This window comes from Streptomyces sp. NPDC107538 (assembly GCF_055657445.1).
Genome location: NZ_JBVKAY010000010.1, coordinates 253,080 through 277,260, shown reverse-complemented (window position 1 = coordinate 277,260; position 24,181 = coordinate 253,080). Strand labels below are relative to the sequence as shown.

The following is a 24,181-nucleotide window of genomic DNA, read 5'->3' as shown; positions in this document are numbered from 1 at the left end:
GAGGCGACACTCGGGTCCTGGGCCTGCGCAACCTCAGCCCCCGGCACGAAAACGGTCCACCGACTCCGTCGGCGGACCATCAAGAAAGATCGAGGTTAAGGGCAAAGCCTCGCGGCCAAGGAATAAAGAGAAAGGGGAAAAGGGGAAAGAAATGGGGGCTCAGCGGCCGCGTGCGTTGAGTGAGGCGAGATAGGCGTTGTACGCCTCGAGTTCCTTGTCGCCGTCCCGGTCGGCCGCGCGGTCCGAACGCCGGGCCTGCCGCTGCTCGGAGCCGTACCACTGGAAGAGCAGCGCGAGCAGCACGAGCACCGAGGGGATCTCGCTGAACGCCCAGGCGATGCCTCCGGCCGCGTTCTGGTCGGCGAGCGCGTCGATACCGAGGGAGGCGGGCGGGTTCTCGTACGTCTTCACCATCGGCGCGGACGCCATCATCAGCGCGATGCCGAAGAACGCGTGGAACGGCATGCCCGCGAACAGCTCCAGCATCCGCATCAGATAGCCGGGCCGGTGCGGGCCCGGGTCCACGCCCATGATCGGCCAGAAGAAGAACAGTCCGACCAGCAGGAAGTGCGTCATCATCACGATGTGCCCCGGTGTCGACCCCATCAGGAAGTCGAACAACGGCGTGAAGTACAGCCCGTACAGGCTCGCGATGAACATCGGGATCGTGAACGCCGGATGCGTCACGATCTTCATGTACCAGCTGTGCAGGAACATCAGCAGCAGCTCACGCGGCCCCTTCCGTCCCTTCCCCGCCACCGGGAGCGCCCGCAACGCCAGGGTGACCGGCGCCCCGAGCAGCAGCACGATCGGCGCCAGCATGCTGATCACCATGTGCTGCACCATGTGCACGCTGAACATGACCATGCCGTAGTCGTTCAGCCCGGTACACGTCACCAGCATCACCAGCAGCACACCCACGACGAACGCGACGGTCCGCCCCACCGGCCACTTGTCCCCCCGCCGCACGAGCCGCGCGACGCCCCAGGCGTAGAGGGCGAGAGCCGTCAGGCAGGCGACGAGAAAGAACGGGTCGGCCGACCACGCGAGCCCCCGCCCGAGCGTGAAGGGCAGAAGCCCCGTCCCGTGCCCGCTGTGATCCATCCGCCGGCTCCTGTTTCATGGGGGTTGAGCGCTGTACGTCCGCCCCAAGACTAGAACCGCCCCCGGTCACGATCATGACCGGGGGCAGGACAGCGGGCCCCGTAAGGGGCGCGGGGAACTGCGCGACAAGCCACGAACCACCCGCAGCCGACGAACCACCCGACGAACCACCCGCTGAACCGAGCTCCTAGTCGGAACTCACAGCACACACTCCGCCTCGGCGTACCGCTCAGACGGCACCGTCTTCAACGTCTCCACCGCCTCGGCCAGCGGCACCATCACGATGTCGGTCCCCCGAAGCGCGGTCATCCGACCGAACTCCCCCCGGTGCACGGCCTCCACCGCATGCCACCCGAACCGCGTCGCCAGCACCCGGTCGTACGCCGTCGGCGTACCACCCCGCTGCACATGCCCGAGGATCACCGGCCGCGCCTCCTTCCCGAGGCGCTGCTCCAGCTCGATCGACAGCTGCCGCGCGATCCCGGCGAACCGCTCGTGCCCGTAGATGTCCTTGCCGCCCTCGTCGAACTCCATCGACCCGGCCTTCGGCTTGGCCCCCTCCGCCGCGACGACGATCGCGAACCGCTTGCCCGCCTCGAACCGCTCGCCGACCCGCGTGGCCAACTCCTCGATGTCGAAGGGCCGTTCCGGGACGACGATGGCGTGCGCGCCGGCCGCCATGCCGGAGTGGAGGGCGATCCAGCCGGTGTGGCGGCCCATGACCTCCACGACCAGGACCCGCTGATGGGACTCGGCGGTGGTCTTCAGCCGGTCCAGGGCCTCGGTGGCGACGCCCACGGCCGTGTCGAAGCCGAAGGTGACGTCCGTGACCGCGATGTCGTTGTCGATGGTCTTCGGCACGCCCACGACAGGCAGGCCGCTGTCCGACATCAGCCGGGCCGCCTTGAGCGTGCCCTCACCGCCGATGGGGATGATCGCGTCGAGACCCAGTTCCTCGACATGGCCCTTGGCCCGCGCCACCCCGTCGCGCAGATGCGAGGGCTGGACCCGGGAGGAGCCGAGGATCGTGCCGCCGCGGGCCAGGATGCCCGCCACCGCGTCCAGGTCGAGCTTGAGGTAGTCGCCCTCCAGGAGACCCTTCCAGCCGTCCCGGAAGCCGATGACCTCGTCGCCGTGGTCGACGACGGCGCGGTGCACGACGGACCGGATGACGGCGTTCAGTCCCGGGCAGTCGCCGCCGGACGTGAGGACACCAATGCGCATAGCCCGAATACCTTCTCGACGTGGGCCGGGGACCGGACCACGCTGTCCGGCTGGAAACGCCGCCACCCTACCGGCGGCGGGGGTCGGCCCCGTAGCGGGCGTCCGCCTGCTGGACGCCCCCGCACAGGTGAGCGGAGCCCTGGTCAGACGGGCTTTCACACATGAGCGGGGGCGGTGTCGGACGGGCAGAAGGACGGGCGTACGGACGGGCGTACGGACGGGCCTTCGTACGGCAGTGAGGAACCGTTTCTCAGGCTCCCCGGCCCGTCCTCGCGCGGAGCGTTACGCGGGCTGCGTCGCCGACGAGATGCGCTCGTCGCGCAGCGCCTCGAACCAGCGGTCGTCGGTCGGCGGCAGCGCGTTCACATCCAGCGCCAGCTTCAGCAGCAGGTCCGCGATCTGCGGGTTCCGCGCCAGCACCGGCCCGTGCATGTACGTACCGAACACGGTGTCGTTGTACGCGCCCTCCGTGCCGTCGCCCGTGCCGTTGCCCTTGCCGAGCCGCACGTTCGCGAGCGGGCGGGCGGTGGGGCCGAGGTGGGTGACGCCCTGGTGGTTCTCGAACCCGGTCAGCTGGGGCAGCCCGAGGCGCGGGTCGATGTCCGCGAGGACGTCGCCGACACACCGCTCGCCCTCGCCCCGGGTCGTCGTCACGTCGAGCAGACCGAGGCCCGGCTCACGCTGACCGAGGTCGTTGACGAACTCGTGGCCGAGGATCTGGTACCCGGCGCAGACCGCGAAGACGATGGCCCCGTTGTTCACCGCCTGGTACAGATGCCGGTCCCGGCGCAGCCGCTCGGCCGCCAGCCGCTGCGGACGGTCCTCGCCGCCGCCGATCAGATAGATGTCGCCGGAGGTCGGGATCGGCTGGTCGCTGCGCACGTCCAGCCGGGCCACGTCGAGGCCGCGCTGCCGCGCCCGGCGCTCGACGACGAGGACGTTGCCCTGGTCGCCGTAGGTGCTGAGCAGGTCCGGGTAGACCCAGACGACCCGCAGACTGTTGTCGCTCATGAAGTCAGTGCCCCTCAGAGTCGTTCATGGTCGTTCGTGGCCGGGTGCTCAGTTGCCCACGCGGCGGCGCAGGTCCTGGAACGCGGTGTAGTTGGCGATGACCTCGATCCGGCCCGGCGGGCACATCTGCACCGCCTGGTCGAGGGTGTCGCAGACCTGGAAGTGCTGGCCCGCGACCTCCAGCCGCACCGCCAGGTCGAGCTTGCGGTCACCGAGCACGAAGATCGGGTGTCCGGTCAGCCGCGTGTAGTCGACGTCCCACAGCCAGGAGGTGTCGGTGCCGTCGGCGCCGCGCGCGTTCACCGACAGGATCACCGGCGACGGCGGCGGGTCGATCAGCGAGAACGTCTCCAGCCAGCCCGCCGGGTTCTTGGCGAGCAGCAGCCGCAGATCGCGCTGCATGAACTGCACCACGTCGTACCGGCCGGCCACCGCCTGTACCTGGTACATGCGTTCCAGGGCGACCTGCGGCGGTACGCCGAAGACGGCGGCGGTCGCGGCCGACGAGGCGGCGTTGGCCTTGTTGGCGCGGCCCGGCAGCTGGAGGTGGATCGGCCAGGCCGAGCCGTGCGGGTCGAGGACGTGGTCGCCGGAGAGCGCCCAGCTCGGCGTAGGGCGGCGGAACCCGCACTCGCCGCAGAACCAGTCGTCGCCGGGGCGCTGCATCACACCGCCGCAGGACGGGCAGGACCAGGCGTCGTCCTTCCACATCTGGCCGACCGCGACCCAGATCACATTCGGGGACGACGAGGCCGCCCACACGATCAGCGGGTCGTCGCAGTTGGCCACCACGACGGCCTTGGTGCCGGCCAGGCCCTCCCGCCACGCCTCCGCCATCATGCGGGTCTCGGCGGCGCGGTCGAGCTGGTCGCGGGAGAGGTTGAGCAGTGCGATGCACTTGGGGTCGGTGTCCCGCGCGACACCGGCCAGGTACTTCTCGTCGACCTCGATGACCGCGAACTTGGCGTCCGAGTTCCCGGCGAGCGCCGAGGTGATGCCCGCGGGCATGTTGGCGCCGAGCGCGTTGGAGACGACCTCGCCGGCGGCGCGCAGTGCCTCGGCGATCAGCCGGGTCGTGGTGGTCTTGCCGTTGGTGGCCGAGACCAGGACGACGTCCAGGCTCTGTGCGAGCCGGGCGAGGAGGTCGGGGTCGAGTTTCAGTGCCACCCGGCCACCGATCACAGATCCGCTACCGCGCCCCGCGGCACGCGATGCCGCCGCGACCGCCTTGCCCGCCGTCACGGCCAGCTTGGCCCGCGGCGTGAGCGGGTCCGAGTTGCCTGCCATCAGTTCTCGATCCTCCTTGCGTACAGCGCCGCGCCCTGTCCCGGCAACGTGTGGACCAAAGCCTATCGAGATCCACTCACGCGCCCGAATCTCGACGGGTGCGTTGCAGGGGCCGGTCCGGCCAAATCGGGTGGGAACGTACTCTTGCGGCCATGCGAAGTGGCTCGATTCCCGGCGCCCGAGGGCGCGTTCTCCCCATGACACTGCTCGGGGACCCCGTATTGCAGGCGCCTTGTGCAGAGGTGACGGAGTTCGGGCCCGAACTGGTGCGGCTTGTGGAGGACATGTTCGCGACGATGTACGCCGCGCGGGGGGTGGGGCTCGCCGCGAACCAGGTGGGCCGGGGGCTTCGGGTGTTCGTGTACGACTGTCCGGACGACGAGGACGTACGTCATCTCGGGCATCTGGTGAATCCTCGGCTCGTCTCGACCGAGGGGATCGTACTGCGGGGGCCCGAGGGTTGTCTGTCCCTGCCCGGGCTGGAGGCGGGGGTGGAGCGGTACGACGAGGCCGTGGTGGAGGGGTTCACGGTGGACGGGGATCGGGTGCGGGTTTCGGGGAGCGGGTTTTTCGCGCGGTGCCTGCAGCACGAGTGCGATCATGTTGAGGGCCGGGTTTATGTGGACCGGCTGTCGGGGTGGAGACGTTCTCGGGTGATGAGGAAGGTCGCTCGGGCGTCGTGGGGGGTGTGAGTTCGTCGGCGGGTGCGGGTTCGGTGGGGGTTCTCGCGCAGTTCCCCGCGCCCCTTTCAGGGGCGCTGATGACCGACTTCACCGAAAAGGAACCCTAGAAGCCCGGGCTGCCCACCTTGTCGCCCGCCGCTGCCAGGCGGCCCCAGAGGAGGTCTGCGAGGCTGCGGACCAACTCGGCCCTGGTGAGGGGGCGTTCGTTGAGCCACCAGTCGCCCGCCGCGTGCATCATGCCGACGATGCCGTGGCCCCATACACGTGCCAGCAGACGGCTGTCGGGGCCGAGGTCGAGGCGGTCCTCTATGACCTTGCCGAGCTCCTCGCCCATGCGGCGCAGGAGGGGGGCGGAGTGCCTGCCGACGTCGAAGCCCTGGTCGGCGGGCTGGCTGCCCTCCGCCGGGTGCATCAGGAAGCGGTACACCTGGGGGCGGGCCTCGATGGCCGCCAGATAGGTGTCGAGGGTGGCCTCGACGCGCTCGCGGCGCTCCGCCGGGGCGTCCAGCGCGGCCCGCAGGGAGTCGAGGAGGGCGTCGGTGTGGCGCTGGGCGAGGGCGGCGTACAGTCCGCCCTTGTCACCGAAGTGGCGGTAGAGGATCGGTTTGGTGATGCCGGCCTCGGCGGCGATGGCGTTCATCGACGCTCCGGGGCCGTCGCGCAGCACCACCCTGTCCGCGGCCTCCAGCAGCTCGCGCCGACGGCGGTCGGCGGACCGCTCCTGGTCGGTCCGCTGCGTGGTGTCCATGAGTCTCTCCCCCAAATACTGATGACAGTGACGCCCTGCGCAAACTAACACTGATTGGCACGACCCGATCGAACGGGCTACCGAGCCCGCCGCGGGAGTTGACTTTTCCTACCGGCGGGTAACAGACTCGCAGTTACCGCAGGTAACATCTTAGTGCAGTGCTGGAGGCGCGTCATGGCCGAGTTCACCATGGAACTCAACGAGGAACAGCGAGAGGTCCGCGACTGGCTCCACGGGTTCGCCGCCGATGTGATCCGCCCCGCGGCCGCCGAGTGGGACGAGCGCGAGGAGACCCCCTGGCCGGTGATCCAGGAGGCCGCGAAGGTCGGCATCTACTCCCTGGACTTCTACGCCCAGCAGTACTTCGACCCCACCGGCCTCGGCATCCCCATGGCCATGGAGGAGCTGTTCTGGGGTGACGCGGGCATCGCCCTGTCCATCGTCGGCACCGGCCTCGCCGCCGTGGGCGTCCTCGCCAACGGCACCGAGGAGCAGATCGGCACCTGGATCCCCCAGATGTACGGCGACGCCAACGATGTCAAGGTCGCCGCGTTCTGCTCCTCCGAGCCCGACGCCGGTTCCGACGTCGCCTCCATGCGCACCCGCGCGGTGTACGACGAGGCCAAGGACGAGTGGGTCCTCAACGGCACCAAGACCTGGGCGACCAACGGCGGCATCGCCAACGTGCACGTCGTCGTCGCCGTCGTCGACCCCGAGCTGGGCTCCAAGGGCCACGCGTCCTTCATCGTCCCGCCGAACACGCCCGGCCTGTCCCAGGGCCAGAAGTTCAAGAAGCACGGCATCCGCGCCTCCCACACCGCCGAGGTCGTCCTGGAGGACGTACGGATCCCCAGCTCCTGCCTCCTCGGCGGCAAGGAGAAGCTCGACGAGCGCCTGGCGCGGGCCCGTGAGCGGGCCAAGGCCGGCGGTGAGCGGGTCAAGAACGCGGCGATGGCCACGTTCGAGGCGTCCCGCCCGGCCGTGGGCGCCATGGCGGTGGGCACCGCCCGCGCCGCGTACGAGGTCGCCCTCGACTACGCCAAGACCCGTGAGCAGTTCGGCCGGCCCATCATCGACAACCAGGGCGTCGCCTTCCAGCTCGCCGACATGCGGACGTCCGTCGACGCGGCCCGGCTGCTGGTGTGGCGGGCCTCCTGGATGGCGATCAACGGCAAGCAGTTCACGGCGGCCGAAGGCTCCCAGTCGAAACTGTTCGCGAGCGAGACGGCGAAGAAGGTGACCGCGCAGGCCATCCAGATCCTGGGCGGCAACGGGTACACCCGGGAGTACCCGGTCGAGCGGATGCATCGCGACGCGGCCATTTACACCATTTTTGAGGGTACGAGTGAGGTGCAGCGGCTGGTGATCGCCCGGACCTTGTCGGGGATGCCGATCCGGTAGCGCCGAGGGGTGCGATCGTGTCGGTCGGGCTGCGGGTGATTCGTGGTTGCTCGCGCAGTTCCCCGCGCCCCTGAAGGGGCGCGGGCTGCCGTCAGCGGTGACTACACGTGCCCCCTCGACAGGAGTGCTCCATGACGCGTACGGCCGGGGAAGTACTGGAAGACATGACCGCGCGGCTCGCGCCGGAACCCGACGCCAATCCTCTGCTGCCCCTGATCGCCTCCGGTGCGGCCGGTCTCGACACGTTTGCCGCGCTCGCCATGGAGCAGAGGCTGGTGATCGCCGCGGATCTGCGCTCCTTCCGCCACCTGGCCGAGCGGTCGGCCGCCGAGGAGCCGGCCTGCGCGCCCTTCTTCGAGATGCTCGCGGACGGGGAGGCGGTGGCGGCGGGGCGGCTCGGCGCGCTCGCGGAGGCCTGCGGGGTGGACGAGGAGAGGGCGACGGCGTACGAGCCGCTGCCGGGCTGTCAGGCGTACCCGTCGTACGTGGCCCGGCTCGCCCTCGGCGCGTCCCCGGCCGACGTGGTGCTCGCCCTGAGCGCCAACTTCGCTTCCTGGGGCGGTTATTGCGCGACGATCGCCCGGGCCCTCCGCGACCCCTACGGCTTCACCGACGAAGCCTGCGGTTTCTTCGACTTCTTCGCCGAACCGGCACCGGACCTGGAGAAGCGGGCGAGGGCGGCGGTACGGGCGGGGATGGACACGGGGCGGATCGACGAAGAGGCGGCCTACCGATACGGCCGACTGCTGCAGAGCTACGAGTCGATGTTCTGGACCACATTGGCGCGCCCCTGAACGGGGCGCGGGGAACGGCGCGAGCAACCACGAACGACCCGCAGCCGACCCACCACCTGAACACGGCGCCCTAGCCGGAGGCCGCCCCGCTGCTGTGCGCGATGCACGCCACGTCGATCCGGTCCGCCAGCTTCGCCAGTTCGATCGTCAGCGCCGCCACCGTGTCCTCGTCGAGTTCCTCGCCCGCCTCCACCAGGTGCAGCCACCGCCCGCCCACCGTCCGCAGCAGCTTGCTCACATCGGCCGCGGACACCTGCAAGGTCCCGCGGTCGTCGACGATCAGAGGCAGAGTCACTTCGCGGTTCACAACGGGGATGGTAGCCGCGGAACGCTCACGCCCCGTGCCACACGGTGGTGATGTTGCAGAACTCCCGGATTCCGTGTCCGGACAGCTCACGCCCGTAACCGGATCGCTTGACCCCGCCGAACGGGAACGCCGGGTGGGAGGCGGTCATCCCGTTGACGTAGACCGCTCCGGCGTCGAGGTCCCGGACGAAACGGTCGACCTCGGCGGCGTCCCGGGTCCACACGTTGGAGCTGAGCCCGAAGGGCGTGTCGTTGGCGATCGCGATCGCTTCGTCGAGGTCGGCGACCCGGTACAGCGTGGCGACCGGGCCGAAGGCCTCCTCGTGGTGGATGCGCATCTCGGGGGTGATGTCGGCGAGGACGGTCGGCGGGTAGAACCAGCCCGGCCCGTCGGGGCGTTCGGCACCGCACAGGACCGTCGCGCCGCTCTCCACGGCCTCGTCGACGAGTTCCTCCAGATCGGCGCGGCCCCGCTCGCTAGCGAGCGGCCCGATGTCGGTCTTCTCCTTCAGCGGGTCGCCGACCTTGAGCGCCTCCATGCCCGCGACGAACCGTTCGGCGAACGCGTCGTACACGTCGGCGTGCACGATGAACCGCTTGGCGGCGATGCAGGACTGCCCGTTGTTCTGCACGCGGGCCGTCACGGCGATCTCCGCCGCCCGGTCGATGTCGGCGGTCGGCATCACGACGTACGGGTCGCTGCCGCCCAGTTCCAGGACCGTCTTCTTGACCTCGTCCCCGGCGACGGAGGCGACGGCGCGGCCGGCGGGCTCGCTGCCGGTGAGGGTGGCGGCCTTCACGCGCGGGTCGCGCAGGATGTCCTCGACGGCGCCGGAGCCGATGAGCAGGGTCTGGAAGCAGCCCTCGGGGAAGCCCGCCCGGTGGAAGAGGTCCTCCAGGTAGAGGGCGGTCTGCGGGACGTTGGAGGCGTGCTTGAGCAGGCCCACGTTGCCGGCCATGAGGGCGGGCGCGGCGAAGCGGATCACCTGCCAGAGCGGGAAGTTCCACGGCATCACGGCGAGCACCGGGCCGAGCGGCCGGTAGCGCACCAGGGCCCGGGAGGCGCCCGAGTCCTTCACGTCCGCGTCGGACGGCTCCACGTCGGTGAGCAGCACCTCGGCGTGGTCGGCGTACCAGCGCATCGCCTTCGCGCACTTGGCGGCCTCGGCGCGGGCCTGCTTGACCGGCTTGCCCATCTCGGTGGTCATCACCCGCGCGATGTCGTCGGCGTCCGCGTCCAGCAGCTCGGCGGCCCGGTGCATCAGCCGGGCACGTTCCGCGAAGGACGTGGTCCGGTACGTGCGGAAGGTGGTGTCGGCGGTGGCGAGGCGGCGCTCGATCTCCTCCTCGCCCAGGGCGTCGTAGGTCTTGAGTGTCTCGCCGTTCGCCGGGTCGACCGTGGCGATGGGCATGGCTGGCCTCCTGCGTGGGCTGTCCTTCGACCTTCCCGCGCGACGGCGTACGCCGCAACGCGGACTCAGGCCGAGTGCTCCAGGAGACGGTCGAGAAACTCCGCCTGTGCCGGGACGATGACGGCCCGCGCCCGTTCCACGGTCAGCCACTCCACGCGGTCCAGCTCCGGGAACTCCTGGATCTGCCCCGACCTCGGCGGCCACTCCATACGGAAGGTGCCCGGCACGACGGTCGCCGGGTCGAGGTCCGCCTCGATCGCCCAGGCCGTGACGAGCTTGCCGTTCTTCTGCCGCACCTCGCCCAGCGGTACGGCCTCCCCGTCGGGCGGCGCCAGCCCCAGTTCCTCCTGGAACTCCCGGCGGGCCGCGTCCCAGGCGGGCTCGTCCGGCTCGTACTCGCCCTTGGGCACGCTCCACGCGCCCGCTTCCTTGTGCGCGAAGAACGGGCCGCCCATATGGCCGAGCAGCACCTCCACGCCGTGCTCGGTGCGGCGGTGCAGCAGCAGACCGGCACTGCGCTTGGGGGTCGTCAACGCGTCACCTCGGGGTGTGCGGCGAGCAGGGTCTCGACCGTATCGGCTTCGGCGGGGGTCTTGTCCTCCCGATAGCGGATCACGCGGGCGAAGCGGAGGGTGACCCCGGCCGGGTAGCGGGTGGAGCGCTGCAATCCGTCGTAGGCGATCTCGACGACGAGTTCGGGACGTACGGTCACGCCCCAGCCGTGTTCCTCCACGGCCAGTGCGGTGAGCCGTTCGGTCTGCCAGGCCAGCAGGGCGTCCGTCATGCCTTTGAAGGTCTTGCCGAGCATGGCGAACGAGCCGTCGGCCGTACGGGCGCCGAGGTGCAGGTTGGAGAGCTTGCCGGTGCGGCGGCCGTGGCCCCACTCGGCGGCCAGGACCACCAGATCGAGGGTGTGCACGGGCTTGACCTTCAGCCAGGACGCCCCGCGCCGGCCCGCGCTGTAGGGGGCGTCGAGGGCCTTCAGTACGACGCCCTCGTGGCCGCGTTCCAGGGTGTCGGCGAGGAAGCGTTCGGCGGCGGGAAGGTCGTCGGGGCCGGTCACGAGGGTGCGGCGGACCCGCATCGGCTCGGGGACGAGACGGGCCAGCGCGGTGTGGCGGTCGGTGAAGGGCAGGTCCAGGAGGTCCTGGCCGTCCACGGACAGCGCGTCGAAGAACACCGGGGAGACGGGGACCTGCGCGGCGGCCGTCGTCACGTCCAGCCGTGAGCCGACCCGTCCGGCGGTCTCCTGGAAGGACCGCGGCCGTCCGTGCTCGTCGAACGCGATCACCTCTCCGTCGAGGATGAACCGCTCGCCCCGCAACTCCAGCGCGGCGGCGGTGAGTTCGGGCAGCCGGTCGGTGATGTCGTCCAGGGTGCGGGTGTAGAGGCGTACGGTGTCGCCGTCGCGGTGGACCTGGACGCGGATGCCGTCGAGCTTCTCCTCGACCGCGCAGCCGCCCAGTTTCGCCACCGCCTCCGCGACGGAGGTCGCGCTGTGCGCCAGCATCGGCAGCACGGGCCGGCCGACGGTGAGCCGGAACCCCTCCAGGACCGACGGGCCCTCCGCCAGCAGGGCCTGGGCCACGGTCTGGAGGGAGCCGGCCAGCATCACCGCCCGTCGTACGTCGGCGGCGCGCGCGCCGGTGGCCCCGGCCAGCCCCTCCACGGCCACGGCCTCCAGTGCGCCCTGCCGGACCTCGCCGGTGAGCAGGCCGACGAGGTAGCGCTGTTCGTCCTCGGTGGCGGCGGCCAGCAACTCGCCGACCAGGCGCGTGCGTTCGGCGTGGGAGCCGGGGCCGGTGGTGCCGCCGATCGCCGTCAGGCGGGCGTCGACCTCGCGGACGGTGAGGGTGGGCCCGGCGGACGGGGGGATCCGCTGGTTCAGGAGCTTCCAGCCGATGCCGAGTCTGCCCTGGGGGAGGCGGCCGGCGAGGTAGGGGATGACGATCGGTACGTCTTCCGGCTCGGCGTCCCGGAAGAGTTCGGCGAGCAGGGTGGTCTTCCGGGAGCGGGCCGAGGTGGTGGCGATCTCCTGGGATGTGTGGGCCAGCCGGGCTAGCAGCATGGGGCCATGGTCCTACGGAGTTCCGCCGGGCGCCTATTGGGGTGGTGGGTGCCTGTGCGTTGGCGGGCGCGGGTGGGTGGGGCTTCTCGCGCAGTTCCCCGCGCCCCTGAAGGCGATGGCCCTTCGGGCCGATCGCCTCGGGCGCGGCTATGCCTGGGTTGCCGCGTCCAGGTCCGTCATCAACAGGTCTCCGTTGATCGTGGCTCCCGCTCGGTAGCCCGAGGAGGCCGCGTTGATCACCTGTTCCGAGAAGCCCATCGCGTTGCCCGCCGCCCAGACGCCCGGGATCGTGGTCCGGCCGGTGGGGTCGGTCACGGGGTAGGCGCCGAACGGGGTCTCCGTCAGGTCCGCGCCCAGTTTCTCCAGGAGGCTCGTCTGGGGGATCGGGCGAGGGGCCGTGAAGAGGATCGCGCGGGGGTGGGTCGTGCCGTCCGTGAGGTGGACGGCGGTGAGGTGGTCGTCGACGACGATCAGCTTCTCGACCTCCCCGGGGACCACTGGGACCCCGGCCGCCGCCAAGCGGCGCAGGTCGTCGTCCGACAGGGCGGACTTGGGGACCGTGTGCAGGAACAGGGTCACGTCCTTGGACCACTGGGAGACCATCAGGGCCTGGTGGACGCTCATCGGGGTGGTGGCGAGGACGCCGAAGGGCTGGTCGCGGACCTCCCAGCCGTGGCAGTAGGGGCAGTGGAGGACGTCCCGGCCGAAGCGTTCGGCGAGGCCGGGGACGGCCGGGAGTTCGTCCTGCAGACCGGTGGCGACGACCAGGCGTCGGGCGCGGACCGAGGGGGCGTCCGCGAGCGTCACGGTGAAGCCCGCGCCGTCGTCGTCCCGGGTCACGTCCACCACCCGGCCCCGGACCAGTTCCACGCCGTACCGGGCGATCTCCTCCCGGCCGGTCGCCAGGAACTCCGCCGGGGGCATGCCGTCCCGGGACAGGTAGCCCTGCATGTGTGCGGCGGGGGCGTTGCGGGGCTCGCCCGCGTCGACGACCAGGGTGCGGCGCCGGGCCCGGCCGAGGACCAGGGCGGCGGAGAGCCCCGCCGTGCCGCCGCCGACGACGATCACTTCGTACCGCTCGGGCGCTGTGTGCTGCTGGGTCATGGTGACCACCTCCACGGCCGACGGTCGCGCGAGCGCTGCCGCATTGACAAATGCCTTTGCCGAAACTGCAATAGCGGTATGAGCGATACGAGTGACGAGGTGCTCGCCGGGGTCGGGCCGCGGCTGCGGCGGATCCGGAAGGAGCGGGAGGCCACGCTCGCCGGGCTGTCGGAGGCGACCGGTATCTCGGTGAGCACGCTGTCGCGGCTGGAGTCGGGGCTGCGCAAGCCCAGCCTGGAGCTGCTGCTGCCGATCGCGCGTGCCCACCAGGTGCCGCTGGACGAGCTGATCGGGGAGCCGCCGGTCGGTGATCCGCGGGTGCGGTCGAAGCCGATCCAGCGGCACGGGCGGACGTACTGGCCGCTCACCCGGCAGCCGGGCGGCCTCCAGGCCTTCAAGGTGCGTGTCGAACCGCAGGGGCGACAGGAACCGGAACCGCGCACCCATGAGGGCTACGAGTGGCTGTATGTGATGTCCGGCAAGCTGCGGGTCGTGCTCGGCGAGCATGATGTGGTGATGGTCGCCGGGGAGGCCGCCGAGTTCGACACCCGGGTACCGCATTGGTTCGGCGCGGCGGGGGAGGAGCCGGTGGAGTTCCTCAGTCTGTTCGGGCCGCAGGGGGAGCGGATGCACGTGCGGGCCAGGCCGACGCGATCGTGACGTACGCCGTCGTGACGCACGCTACTCGTCCCGGACTGTTCCCCGGAGGGCAAGCGACCGCTTAGTATGCATGCGGCAGTCGGCCCCGGGTCCGACGAAGCAGTCCGAAGCAGTCCGTGGAGGCACCGCATGCAGGCATGGCAAGTGCACGAGAACGGCGAGCCGAGCGAGGTGATGCGGCTCCAGGACGTGGAGCGGCCCACGCCCGGTGACGGCCAGGTCCTGCTGAAGGTGCGCGCCGCGAACATCAACTTCCCCGATGTGCTGATGTGCCGGGGGCACTACCAGGTCCGGCCGCCGCTGCCGTTCACGCCCGGCGTGGAGATCTGCGGCGAGACGGAGGACGGGCGCCGGGTCATCGCCAACCCGGCGCTGCCGTACGGCGGTCTCGCCGAGTACGCGGTCGCCGACGCCGCCGCGCTGCTGCCCGCGCCCGAGTCGCTGGACGACGCCGAGGCCTCGGCCCTGCACATCGGCTATCAGACGGGCTGGTTCGGCCTCCACCGCCGGGCCCGCCTCGAAGCGGGCGAGACCCTGCTCGTCCACGCTGCTGCCGGAGGGGTCGGCAGCGCGGCCGTGCAGCTCGGCAAGGCGGCCGGAGCGACGGTCATCGGCGTCGTCGGCGGCGCCGACAAGGCGGCCGTCGCCCGGGAGCTGGGCTGTGACGTGGTGGTCGACCGGCGGAGCGAGGACGTCGTCTCCGCCGTGAAGGAAGCCACTTCAGGCCGGGGCGCGGACGTGATCTACGACCCCGTGGGCGGCGAGGCCTACACGCAGTCGACCAAGGTCGTCGCCTTCGAGGGACGCATCGTGGTCGTCGGCTTCGCCAGCGGGACGATCCCCAGCCCCGGCCTCAACCACGCCCTCGTCAAGAACTACTCGATCCTCGGCCTGCACTGGGGCCTGTACAACACCAAGAACCCGAAGCTGGTCCAGCACTGCCACGAGCAGCTCACCGAGCTGGCGGCGCGGGGCGTCGTCAAGCCGCTGGTGAGCGAGCGCGCGCCGCTGATCGGGGCCGCGGCCGCCGTGCAGCGCGTCGCGGACGGTGTCACCACCGGCCGGGTCGTCGTGGTGCCCTCGCTGGAGAACGGAGCCGCCGCATGACCGACGCAGCCGACCTCAGGCGCCGCACAGCCGAGTTGCTGGCCGCGTACCCGCCGGCCGAGACCGACCGGCTGGACTTCCTGCGGGCCCGCTTCGACGCCGGGCTCGCCTGGGTGCACTACCCCGAGGGCCTCGGGGGACTCGGCGCCCCGCGCTCCCTCCAGGTGGTCGTGGACGCCGACCTGGAGGCGGAGGGCGCCCCCGACAACGACCCGCGCCGGATCGGCATCGGCCTCGGCATGGCCGCGCCGACGATCCTCGCCTACGGCACCGAGGAGCAGAAGCGGCAGTTCCTGCGCCCGCTGTGGACCGGTGAGGAGGTCTGGTGCCAGCTCTTCAGCGAGCCCGGCGCCGGCTCGGACCTCGCGGCCCTCGGGACGCGGGCCGTCCGGGAGGGCGACGACTGGGTCGTCAACGGGCAGAAGGTGTGGACGTCCAGCGCCCACGTCGCCCGCTGGGCCATCCTCATCGCCCGCACCGACCCGGACGTGCCCAAGCACCGGGGCATCACCTACTTCCTCTGCGACATGACCGACCCGGGCATCGAGGTCCGGCCGCTGCGGCAGGTCACCGGCGAGGCCGAGTTCAACGAGGTGTTCATCACCGACGTACGGATCCCGGACTCACGTCGCCTCGGGGCGGTCGGCGACGGCTGGAAGGTCGCGCAGACCACGCTCAACAACGAGCGCGTCGCCATCGGCGGCATGCGGCTGCCCCGCGAGGGCGGCATGATCGGCCCGGTCGCGAAGACCTGGCGCGAGCGTCCCGAACTGCGCACCCACGACCTCCACCAGCGGCTGCTGAAACTCTGGGTCGAGGCCGAGGCCGCCCGGCTCACCGCCGAGCGGCTGCGGCAGCAGCTCGTCGCCGGACAGCCCGGCCCCGAGGGCGCCGGTATGAAGCTCGCCTTCGCCCGCCTCAACCAGGAGATCAGCGGCCTGGAGGTCGAACTCCGGGGCGAGGAAGGCCTGTTGTACGACGACTGGACCATGCGCCGCCCCGAGCTGGTCGACTTCGTCGGCCGCGACGCGGGCTACCGCTACCTCCGCTCCAAGGGCAACAGCATCGAGGGCGGGACCACCGAGGTCCTGCTGAACATCGTCGCCGAGCGCGTCCTGGGCCTGCCCGGCGAACCGCGCACCGACAAGGACGTCGCGTGGAAGGACCTCGCCCGATGAGCACGCAGCCCGACCTCCTGTACTCGGAGGACGAAGAAGCTCTCCGCGCGGCCGTCCGCGACCTGCTCACCGACCACTGCGACGCGGCGGGCGTCATCGCCCGCGTCGAGACCGACGCCCCGCACGACCGCGAACTGTGGAAGCTGCTCGCCGACGGCATGGGCCTCGCCGGACTGCTGGTCCCCGAGGAGCTGGGCGGTCAGGGCGCCACGCACCGCGAAGTCGCCGTCGTCCTGGAGGAGTTGGGGCGGTTCGTCGCCCCCGTTCCCTACCTCACCAGCGCCGTCGTCGCCACCGAGGCGCTGCTCGCCGGTGACGCGGGCGACCTGCTCGGCGACCTGGCGTCGGGGCGCAGGATCGGCGCACTGGCCGTCGCCCTGAGCGTCTCAGCCGGCAGCGCCTACAAGGTCGTACGGTTCGAGGACGGCGCCCTGCACGGGGAGCTGACCGGGATCGCGGACGCGGCTGTCGCCGATGTGCTGCTGGTGCCCGCCGACGACGGGGGCCTGTACGCGGTCGACGCCTCCGCCGTGACCGTCACCCCGCAGGTGTCGCTGGACCTGACCCGGCCGCTGGCGAAGGTCACGCTCGACGGGGCCCCCGGCCGCCTTCTCGGCGACGCCGAACCGGCCGTACGGCGTGCCCTGCGCGCCGGGGCCGGACTGCTGGCGTCCGAGCAACTCGGGCTCGCGGAGTGGACGTTGACCGAAACGGTCCGCTACCTCAAGGAGCGCAAGCAGTTCAACCGGCCCGTCGGCGGCTTCCAGTCGCTCAAGCACCGCCTCGCGCAGCTGTGGCTGGAGGTCGTCAACCTGCGGGCCACCGCCCGGAACGCGGCCGACCAGCTCGCGGCCGGCGACGACGCCGACCTCGCGGTGGCCATCGCCCAGGCCTTCGCGGCACCCGTGGCCGTCCACACGGCCGAGGAGGCGCTGCAACTGCACGGCGGGATCGGCATGACCTGGGAGCACCCGGTCCACCTGTATCTGAAGCGGGCGAAGGCCGACTCGATCGCGTACGGCACGGCGGGCGCCCACCGGGCGGCGCTGGCCGAACTGGTCGACCTCCAGGCTCCCTGAGGCACCACCGGCGAACAGCGGAGGAAGCCCGCCCCACCAGGGGCGGGCTTTTCCGTGTGCGCGCGGCGGCCATGATGAACGCGGATGAACGGGCGGCGGCGGTCCGGCCAACTCCCCGCACGGGCCTGCTCATCGGCCCCTCCCGGCTCGCATACTCGCTGAGTCCGTAACCGGCCCCACCCGGGAGGCAGAGCATGGCCCTCACCACCCGTCGCAGAGCCCTCACCACCCTCGGCGCCGCCCTCGCGGGCGCGGTCGCCCTGCCCGCCACCAGCGCGCTGGCGGGCGAACAGCGGCACCGCCCGCGCCCGTTGTGGCGTGCCCACGCGCACAACGACTACGAACACCCGCGCCCCCTCCTCGACGCCCTCGACCACCGCTTCGGCAGCGTCGAGGCCGACATCTTCCTCGTGGGCGATCAACTGCTGGTGGCCCATGACGCCGCCGACCTCGACCCCACCCGCACCCTCGAATCCCTCTACCTGGAGCCGCTCGCCGCCCGCGTCCGCGCCAACCGCGGCTCCGTGTACCGGGGGTACCGCAAGCCGCTGCAGCTCCTCATCGACATCAAGACCGAGGGCTCCTCCACCTACCTCGCACTCGACCGCCATCTGCGGCGCCACCGGCATCTGTTCACGACGTACGCGCACGGCCGGGTGTACCCGGGCGCGGTCACGGCCGTGATCTCCGGGGACCGGGCCGCCCGGGTGCCCATGGAGGCGCAGACCGTGCGGCGCGCGTTCTACGACGGCCGGCTCGCCGACCTCGTGAGCACGACGCCCGCGCCGGCCTCCTTCATCCCGCTGATCTCCGACAACTGGTCGCTCAACTTCACGTGGCAGGGCGTCGGTCCGTTCCCCGACGCCGAGCGGGCCAAGCTGCGGCAGATCGTCTTCACGGCGCATAGGCGGGGGCAGACGGTGCGGTTCTGGGCGACGCCGGACCTGGCGGGGCCCGCGCGGGACGCGTTGTGGGGGGAGCTGGTCGCGGCCGGTGTGGATTTCCTCAACACCGATGACCTCGCGGGACTTGAGGCGTTTCTGGACGCCCGGCGGTCGGCGTAGGCGCGACACGGTCGACACCACTCGTTCGGCGGACGGCTCCGCCGCACGGACGAACCCTCCGCTACGCCACACTTGCGGCCGAATGCCGCGAAGTGGGCGTGGCGGAGGAGGTTGACGATGGCCGTATCCATCTCTGTGGTGGTGTTGCTCGTGATCCTGACGGTGGTCTTCCTGCGCAACGGCGCGCTGAAGTTCTCGCACGCGGCGGTGTGTGTACTGCTGGGGTTCTACATGGCGAGCACGAGCTTGGCGCCGACGATCCACAACGGGCTCACGGCGACGGCGGACATCGTGAGCAGCCTCAAGCCTTGACGGTGCGTGGTCGGGTGCGGGTGGGTGGGGGCTGGTCGCGCAGTTCCCCGCGCCCCTAAAAGACGGCGCGCACCCCGTGCTTTTAAGGGGCGCGGGGAACTGCGCGAGAAGCCCCACCGGACCCGCAGCCGACAACGCACCCTCACGGCGTCACGGCGTCACGGCTTGGCGAAGATGCCGATGCCGTTCGGGACGGCGCGCTCCGTGCCGTCGCTGGGGTGGTTGCGGACGGTGACCGAGGCGGTGCCCGGGGCGCGGGCGACCAGCGTGGAGGAGCCGCCTCCGTCCAGGCTGAAGGCGTCGACCGCGCCCAACCCCCGCATCGCGGCGGCGACTTCGGCGATGGTGAGCCCCGTGCGGTAGGCCGCCGCGCCGTCCAGGGCGAGGAGCAGCAGACGGTGGCCGCTGTCGGCGATGCCCGCGGCGGTGCGTACCGCCGAGGTGGTGTCGTCGAGGCCGGGGAGCGGCTGGCCGCCCCGCAGGACCGGGTAGCCGCCGAGCGCGAAGGCGTACGGCGTGCCGGTCGAGGCGACGAGGAGGTGCCGTACCTCCACCGTGTCTCCGGGGGCGAGCTTGCGCAGCTGCTGGGCGCCGGCCTCGCGGCCGACCAGGACGGTGGCACCGGCGGCGATCGCACCGCTGCCGGGGGTGCCCGCCGAACCGACCACCCGGCCGTCCTCGACGAGCACCTCGTGCGTGTCGGTGCTGCACGGCGCGGCCCGGTCGGTGTCCGTGCCGCAGACGGCGCGCATCCGGGAGACGCTGCCCCAGTCCGCGGTGAACGCCCCGACGGAACCCACGGGCAGGGCGTACTGGTTGAGGCCGCGCAGCGGGAGATCGCCCTCGGCGGTGGTGACGGAACCGTCGAGGGCGATGCTGTCGAGGCGGGCCGTGCCGTCGGTCGTGACGCCGAGCACGTCCCTGGTGGTCGTGCCGGGCGGCAGGGCGGGGCCGAAGCGCTGGCCCTTCGGCACGGCGGCCTTGAGCGGGTGCCCGTCGGCGATCGCAGGGCCGACCGGCGCTCCCGTGGCCGCGACCCCGGGGTGCTGGGTCTCGGTGATGTTGAAGAAGTCGCCGTTGACCCCGGCCACCGCGCCCGCCGACGTGGCCAGCCGGGACACGGTCGCCCGCGCCGCCACCTTGCCCGGGTACAGCAGCCCGACCGCCACCTTGGGGTTGCGCAGGTCGACGGTCAGCACATGCGCGTGGGTCGTGCCCTTGGCCGCCTTGATGTCGAAGTGGGTGTACTCGATACCGGGCGCGATGACGACGGCCCTGGGCGCGCCACTGGCCGGGGCCGCCCCCACGAGGGCCGCACCGGCCAGCACACTCCACGCCGAGAGAACCGTCAGTACCGTTCTGAGCCGTCCGGCACGACGTGCCACGGTGCCCCCTGATGTCTCGTCAACTGTCCCAGGACTCAGGGGAAGTGCACCAGACGACTACCGGCCCGGCGGTTGCCCGGCCTCGACGACGCGGGAACGGATCAGAAAACGCACTCCTTCGGGTGCCTCCAGGGAGAAGCCGCTGCCCCGGCCCGGGACGACGTCCACGATCAGCCGGGTGTGCCGCCATGCCTCGTACTGGCTGCGGGACATCCAGAATCCGACGGTCTCGTCGACGCCGTCGACGGTCAGCTCCGCGAGGAGGACGTCGGAGTTCCCGGTACGGAACTCGCCGTCGGGGTAGCACATGGGGGCGCTGCCGTCGCAGCAGCCGCCCGACTGGTGGAACATCAACGGGCCGTGGTCCGCCCGCAGCCGCCGGACGAGATCGGCGGCCGCGGGGGTCAGTTCTACGCGCGGGACGACATCCATGGGCGCAGTGAACGCCTCGCCAGGTTGCGAGGACGTTGCGTGTCCGTCAGCTCTGCCGCCCGTCGGCGGAGCCGGAGTCGGCGGCGGTGGCCCGGTTGCGGCGGCGCAGCAGGAGGAGGCCGCCCGCGAGGGCCGCGACGCCGCCCGCGGCGGTCCAGGCCGGGATGTCGGAGGTGCCCGTCGCGGCCAGGTCCTCGCCCCGGCCGCCCTGGGCGCTCGCGGAGGCGGAGGGGGAGGCCGAGGTGGCGCCCTTCTTCGAGGTGCTTCCCGCACCGGTGTCCGAGCCCGACGCGCCCTTGGACGCCGACGGGGCCGCGCTCGCCTCCGCCGCCGTGGCCCTGTCCCGGGTGAACGCCAGGGTGCCGAAGCCCAGCTGGTCGAAGCCGCCGCTGTTGGGGCCGTAGTCGCCGCCACCGCCCTCGGGGGCCGACTTGGCCGCGATCCGGGTGACATGGGAGGCGTCGAGGCCCCGGCGCTTGGTGTAGTGGTTGGCGATCATGGCCCAGATGGGACGGATCATGTTCGGGTCGACACCGGCCGCGGCGGACGCGGTCTCCCGGCCCGACCAGCCGTTGATCGCGCCCTTCGCGCGGGTGTTCTCCGTGTAGGAGACCCGGCCGCCCAAGCTCCACTTGGCCACGTACTGGGCGCCCTTGAGGAAGCGGTTGTCGTCGTAGCCGTACAGGTCGATGCCCTGGTTCCAGGCCATCTCGCAGAAGGTGCCCATCAGGCCGACGCCCAGCAGCGCGTGGCCCTGGTCGCGGCCGGCCTCCAGCCACTCGGCGAGACCGGCGTCGTGGACGACCGGGATGGCCTTCCTGACCGCGCCGAGGCCCTCGCCGTTCTTGAAGTAGTCGACGGCGCGGGTGACCTGGGCCCGGTCGTCGCAGAAGATGCCGGTGGCCAGGACGCACGCCATGTTGGCGAGGTCCCAGTTGGGCCAGTAGTTGGTGATCACCGCGCCGTTGTGCCGGGCCAGGAAGTCGTCGCTGAGCGGGGCGAAGACCTCGCTGAGCATGGTCTGGAAGCGGTCCAGCTCGAAGCCGTCGTGGTCGCGGACGAGTTCGGCGGCGTTGGCGACCTGGTAGCCGTACAGACCGGCGGCCAGGAAGCGGTCGGCGTTGCCCGCCAGGGAAGTGAGCTTCGCCGACCAGTCGTTGAGGATCGCCACGGCGGTGTCGGCGTAGGCGTCCTCGCCGGTGATGTGGTGGCGCAGGCCGTTCTGGTAGGCGGCGTGGATGTCGTTGTAGAGGGTCACGTAGTTCTGGCCGGTGCCGCCGCGGACCACGGTCGGCTGCGGGTTGGCCTTCCAGCCGCTCTGCGCGTGCCGGTTGGCGGTCAGCCGGGCGAAGCCCGCCGTGTACGGCTGGGCACCCGCCTTCACCTTGGCCGCCATCCGGGCCAGGTCCGCCCGGGTGTGGAGCAGCCCGGGGTGCGCGAAGGCGCCGCCCGCCGCCGAGGCGGGGGTCGCCGTCAGTCCCGTACCGACTCCCAGGCCCGCCGCGCCCGCGGCGATACCGGCGATCTTCAGCGTGCTGCGGCGGCTGATCTCTGCTGTCACGTGGGGGTCCTCGGGTCTCGGGTACGGCTGCCTGCGGCGGGCATGCGCCTGGTGTGAGCACATGCGCATGCCCGCGAACAGGAGACGCACCGGCCCCGGCGCGATAACAGAAACCGGGGCGGTGCGTCGTCGTGGTGCCGTCGCGCGAGGTCACGCGCCCGGCGTCCAGCCGCCCAGCCAGTCCGCGACCTCCTGGTCGGCGGCCTGGGCGTCGGTCAGCTGGGGCCGGTCGGCGCTCGCGCTCCCCGAGCCCGCGCCGGTGTTCTTGTACTCGGCGAAGCGGTCGTCCTTCCAGGAGAAGCCGCCCATGTCGGACCAGGGCTTGGACTTGATCGCGGCGCTGAGCGTGGAGTTGCGGACCGTGGTCTGCGGGTCGACGGTGGTGTCGCCGCCCGGGTGCCAGTTGCGGCCGAGGAAGAAGCTCGCGGCGGACACGTCACCGTTGACGGTGGAGCGGTTGATCAGGATGCCCTTGCGGTTGGCGGGTGTGCTGGGGGCGGTGATGTACCCGGCGGAGGTGCCGTCCCAGCGCTTCTTGAGGGTGATGACCGACTGGTCGACGACGACGGTGGCCCGGCCGAAGATGAAGTCGACATTGCCCGTGACGTACGAGTTGGTGACGTACACCCGGCCCAGCTTGTCCTTGGCGGCGGTCTCCAGCTCCAGGGTGTCCTGGTCGCCGTTGACGATGAGGCTGTCGAGGACGATCCGGTCGGCCTGGGTCAGCAGCGCCACGGCCTGGTGCCCGGAGAGGCTCTGGTTGGCCTTCTCGTCGAAGTCGTTGGTGACGGTCAGGTTGCGGACCTGGGAGTCGTCGGACTGGACGGACAGGGTGGCGCTGCCGGGGGTGCCGTAGGTGCCGGAGCCGTCCGGCTTCTGCATGCCGGAGGCGTTGCCGTAGACGATCGTGGTGTCCTTGCGGCTGCCGCCCGAGCCCTGGATGGTGACGTGCGGCTTGTTGGACGGGACCTTGACGACCTCGCGGTAGGTGCCCGGCTTGACCGAGATCACCACGCGCGCGGTGTTGTTCGCGGGTACCGCGTCGACGGCCTTCTGGACGCTGGTGAACTGGCCGCTGCCGTCCTTGGCGACGGTGAGCGTGGTCGCCGCGGCGGCCTTGGTGGTGGCCGTCGTCCCGATCGAACCACGCGGTCCCGCACCGGACTTGAGGAGGGCGGGTACGTCGGCCGCCTTGTCGAGGGTGTAGGCGTAGTACGTCTTCGGGTCGAAGGCCGTGCCGCCGCTCTCGTTGCGTCCCGAGGTGCCGGAGAAGACGTTGCCGCGCTGGACCAGGGCGGCCGTGGAGTCCTTGGTGACCGGGTTGTTCATGCCCTGGAAGTAGCTGTTCTCCAGGACCATCCTGGTGTTGCCGCGCGCGTAGTTGCCGTAGGACGACTTGATGTCCGTGCCGGACACGTCCTCCAGGAAGTTGTTGTACAGGTGCGCGTGAGCCACGTTGTCGGTGGACGGGTTGCGCTGCTCGGTCTCGCGGAACCAGTTGTGGTGGATCGTCAGATCGGCGGTGGTGTTGGTGGTCCAGCCGATGCCGAAGGTCTTGTTGTTCTGGCTCAGCTTGTTCCAGGACACCGTGACATAGGTGGTGTCCTTGCGGCTGTCGATGAGGCCGTCCGCCATGTGTCGCAGATCGTTGTGGTCGATCCAGACGTGGTGGGCGCCGTCCATCTGGATCGCGTCGAAGTCGTGGTCCTTGTCGTTCCAGGTGCCCTGGTAGGAGTCACGGATCGTCAGATTGCGGATGATGACGTTGTGGACGCCCGCGCCGAGGAAGAAGCCGCCGCCCACGATGTGGCCCGAGGTGCCGGAGCCGACGATCGTCTTGTCGGAGGCGACCTTGATCTCCTTGCCCACCGGGTTCATGTTGATCGTCGCGGCCACGACGATGACGTACGGCTCGGCGGCGGTGGCGTACTTCTCCAGGTCGGCCAGGGTCTTCACGGTGACCGTCCTGCCGTCCCGGCCGCCGTAGGTCCCGTTCTGGCCCAGGGCGTTCACCGAGGCGAATCCGTCGGCGGTGTCGGCGGCCCAGCCGGTGGTGGCCGCCGCGGCCCGGGGCTGGGCCGCCTCGCCGAAGACGCCGAAGACCGTGCCGTAGGCCAGGGTCCCGGCGGCGGCCAGGGTCAGGGGGACGCCGGCCACCAGCGCCGTCTTCCTTCTGCGGTGGCGGGCCTTGCCGTGGTTGTCGCTCACGCGTCGCTTCCGTTCCGTGCGGGGGGATGGTCGTCAGCCGAGCAGTCGCCGCC

Annotated in this window: 23 protein-coding genes; 9 read left to right on the top strand and 14 right to left on the bottom strand. The window is 71.2% G+C overall.

Annotation, left to right across the window (positions count from 1 at the left end):
- Positions 1-159: 159 nt before the first annotated feature.
- From ACZ7MG_RS31470 to ACZ7MG_RS31455, 4 genes are all read right to left on the bottom strand, one after another.
- Positions 160-1,104, bottom strand: a complete 945-nt coding sequence (locus ACZ7MG_RS31470) for a cytochrome c oxidase assembly protein (RefSeq protein ID WP_471386525.1) — start codon at positions 1,102-1,104, stop codon at positions 160-162.
- 198 nt (positions 1,105-1,302) lie between these two features.
- Positions 1,303-2,328: a 6-phosphofructokinase gene (locus ACZ7MG_RS31465; protein WP_471386528.1), complete on the bottom strand. Its 1,026-nt coding sequence runs from the start codon at positions 2,326-2,328 to the stop codon at positions 1,303-1,305.
- Between the two features lie 282 nt (positions 2,329-2,610).
- Positions 2,611-3,339 (bottom strand): type 1 glutamine amidotransferase, encoded by a 729-nt coding sequence (locus ACZ7MG_RS31460; protein ID WP_471386530.1) that lies wholly within the window; start codon positions 3,337-3,339, stop codon positions 2,611-2,613.
- Positions 3,340-3,387: 48 nt separating this feature from the next.
- Positions 3,388-4,626, bottom strand: coding sequence for a MurT ligase domain-containing protein (locus ACZ7MG_RS31455; RefSeq protein ID WP_471386533.1), 1,239 nt, complete (start codon positions 4,624-4,626; stop codon positions 3,388-3,390).
- Positions 4,627-4,778: 152 nt separating this feature from the next.
- On the opposite strand from ACZ7MG_RS31455, the gene def reads away from it, so the two are divergent.
- Complete coding sequence (def, locus tag ACZ7MG_RS31450) at positions 4,779-5,318, top strand: peptide deformylase (RefSeq protein ID WP_471386536.1); 540 nt, start codon at positions 4,779-4,781, stop codon at positions 5,316-5,318.
- Positions 5,319-5,412: 94 nt separating this feature from the next.
- Here the strand turns inward: def and ACZ7MG_RS31445 are convergent, their stop codons facing one another.
- The gene (locus ACZ7MG_RS31445; protein WP_471386539.1) at positions 5,413-6,057 is read right to left on the bottom strand and encodes a TetR/AcrR family transcriptional regulator; all 645 of its coding nucleotides are present in this window, start codon (positions 6,055-6,057) and stop codon (positions 5,413-5,415) included.
- Positions 6,058-6,231: 174 nt separating this feature from the next.
- On the opposite strand from ACZ7MG_RS31445, the gene ACZ7MG_RS31440 reads away from it, so the two are divergent.
- Positions 6,232-7,458 carry an acyl-CoA dehydrogenase family protein gene (locus ACZ7MG_RS31440; protein WP_471386541.1) on the top strand — a complete coding sequence of 409 codons (1,227 nt, stop codon included), beginning with the start codon at positions 6,232-6,234 and terminating at the stop codon, positions 7,456-7,458.
- Between the two features lie 131 nt (positions 7,459-7,589).
- On the top strand, positions 7,590-8,252 hold the full coding sequence (locus ACZ7MG_RS31435) for a thiaminase II/PqqC family protein (protein ID WP_471386544.1): 663 nt from the start codon (positions 7,590-7,592) through the stop codon (positions 8,250-8,252).
- Between the two features lie 70 nt (positions 8,253-8,322).
- Here ACZ7MG_RS31435 and ACZ7MG_RS31430 read toward each other — a convergent pair whose 3' ends face one another.
- The 5 genes from ACZ7MG_RS31430 to ACZ7MG_RS31410 form a co-directional block, all read right to left on the bottom strand.
- A complete protein-coding gene (locus ACZ7MG_RS31430) occupies positions 8,323-8,559 on the bottom strand; it encodes a DUF6213 family protein (protein WP_037704958.1) in 237 nt (78 codons plus the stop codon).
- A gap of 25 nt (positions 8,560-8,584) precedes the next feature.
- A complete protein-coding gene (locus tag ACZ7MG_RS31425; RefSeq protein WP_471386548.1) occupies positions 8,585-9,970 on the bottom strand; it encodes an NADP-dependent succinic semialdehyde dehydrogenase in 1,386 nt (461 codons plus the stop codon).
- 65 nt (positions 9,971-10,035) lie between these two features.
- Positions 10,036-10,503, bottom strand: a complete 468-nt coding sequence (locus ACZ7MG_RS31420) for an NUDIX hydrolase (RefSeq protein WP_471386551.1) — start codon at positions 10,501-10,503, stop codon at positions 10,036-10,038.
- Entirely contained in the window at positions 10,500-12,038 is a 1,539-nt protein-coding gene (locus tag ACZ7MG_RS31415; RefSeq protein WP_471386554.1) for an ATP-dependent DNA ligase, read from the bottom strand. Before ACZ7MG_RS31415 ends, ACZ7MG_RS31420 begins: the two co-directional genes overlap by 4 nt.
- 147 nt (positions 12,039-12,185) lie before the next feature.
- On the bottom strand, positions 12,186-13,142 hold the full coding sequence (locus tag ACZ7MG_RS31410; RefSeq protein WP_471386556.1) for an NAD(P)/FAD-dependent oxidoreductase: 957 nt from the start codon (positions 13,140-13,142) through the stop codon (positions 12,186-12,188).
- A 78-nt stretch (positions 13,143-13,220) separates the two neighbouring features.
- Here ACZ7MG_RS31410 and ACZ7MG_RS31405 point away from each other — a divergent pair, with 78 nt between their 5' ends.
- From ACZ7MG_RS31405 to ACZ7MG_RS31380, 6 genes are all read left to right on the top strand, one after another.
- On the top strand, positions 13,221-13,802 hold the full coding sequence (locus ACZ7MG_RS31405) for a helix-turn-helix domain-containing protein (RefSeq protein ID WP_471386559.1): 582 nt from the start codon (positions 13,221-13,223) through the stop codon (positions 13,800-13,802).
- Between the two features lie 129 nt (positions 13,803-13,931).
- Positions 13,932-14,909: an NADPH:quinone oxidoreductase family protein gene (locus tag ACZ7MG_RS31400; protein ID WP_471386562.1), complete on the top strand. Its 978-nt coding sequence runs from the start codon at positions 13,932-13,934 to the stop codon at positions 14,907-14,909.
- Positions 14,906-16,087 (top strand): acyl-CoA dehydrogenase family protein, encoded by a 1,182-nt coding sequence (locus ACZ7MG_RS31395; RefSeq protein WP_471386564.1) that lies wholly within the window; start codon positions 14,906-14,908, stop codon positions 16,085-16,087. Before ACZ7MG_RS31400 ends, ACZ7MG_RS31395 begins: the two co-directional genes overlap by 4 nt.
- Positions 16,084-17,166, top strand: coding sequence for an acyl-CoA dehydrogenase family protein (locus ACZ7MG_RS31390; protein WP_471386566.1), 1,083 nt, complete (start codon positions 16,084-16,086; stop codon positions 17,164-17,166). The genes ACZ7MG_RS31395 and ACZ7MG_RS31390 overlap by 4 nt, the downstream gene beginning before the upstream one ends.
- 194 nt (positions 17,167-17,360) lie before the next feature.
- Positions 17,361-18,230, top strand: coding sequence for a phosphatidylinositol-specific phospholipase C/glycerophosphodiester phosphodiesterase family protein (locus ACZ7MG_RS31385; protein WP_471386569.1), 870 nt, complete (start codon positions 17,361-17,363; stop codon positions 18,228-18,230).
- Positions 18,231-18,347: 117 nt separating this feature from the next.
- Entirely contained in the window at positions 18,348-18,542 is a 195-nt protein-coding gene (locus ACZ7MG_RS31380) for a hypothetical protein (RefSeq protein WP_471386572.1), read from the top strand.
- A 158-nt stretch (positions 18,543-18,700) separates the two neighbouring features.
- On the opposite strand, the gene ACZ7MG_RS31375 is transcribed toward ACZ7MG_RS31380, so the two are convergent.
- From ACZ7MG_RS31375 to ACZ7MG_RS31360, 4 genes are all read right to left on the bottom strand, one after another.
- Positions 18,701-19,927, bottom strand: a complete 1,227-nt coding sequence (locus tag ACZ7MG_RS31375) for a phosphodiester glycosidase family protein (protein ID WP_471386575.1) — start codon at positions 19,925-19,927, stop codon at positions 18,701-18,703.
- A 57-nt stretch (positions 19,928-19,984) separates the two neighbouring features.
- Positions 19,985-20,359 (bottom strand): DUF779 domain-containing protein, encoded by a 375-nt coding sequence (locus ACZ7MG_RS31370; RefSeq protein WP_471386578.1) that lies wholly within the window; start codon positions 20,357-20,359, stop codon positions 19,985-19,987.
- 46 nt (positions 20,360-20,405) lie between these two features.
- On the bottom strand, positions 20,406-21,920 hold the full coding sequence (locus ACZ7MG_RS31365) for an alginate lyase family protein (RefSeq protein ID WP_471386581.1): 1,515 nt from the start codon (positions 21,918-21,920) through the stop codon (positions 20,406-20,408).
- Between the two features lie 150 nt (positions 21,921-22,070).
- Complete coding sequence (locus ACZ7MG_RS31360) at positions 22,071-24,128, bottom strand: pectinesterase family protein (RefSeq protein ID WP_471386584.1); 2,058 nt, start codon at positions 24,126-24,128, stop codon at positions 22,071-22,073.
- Positions 24,129-24,181 lie beyond the last annotated feature (53 nt).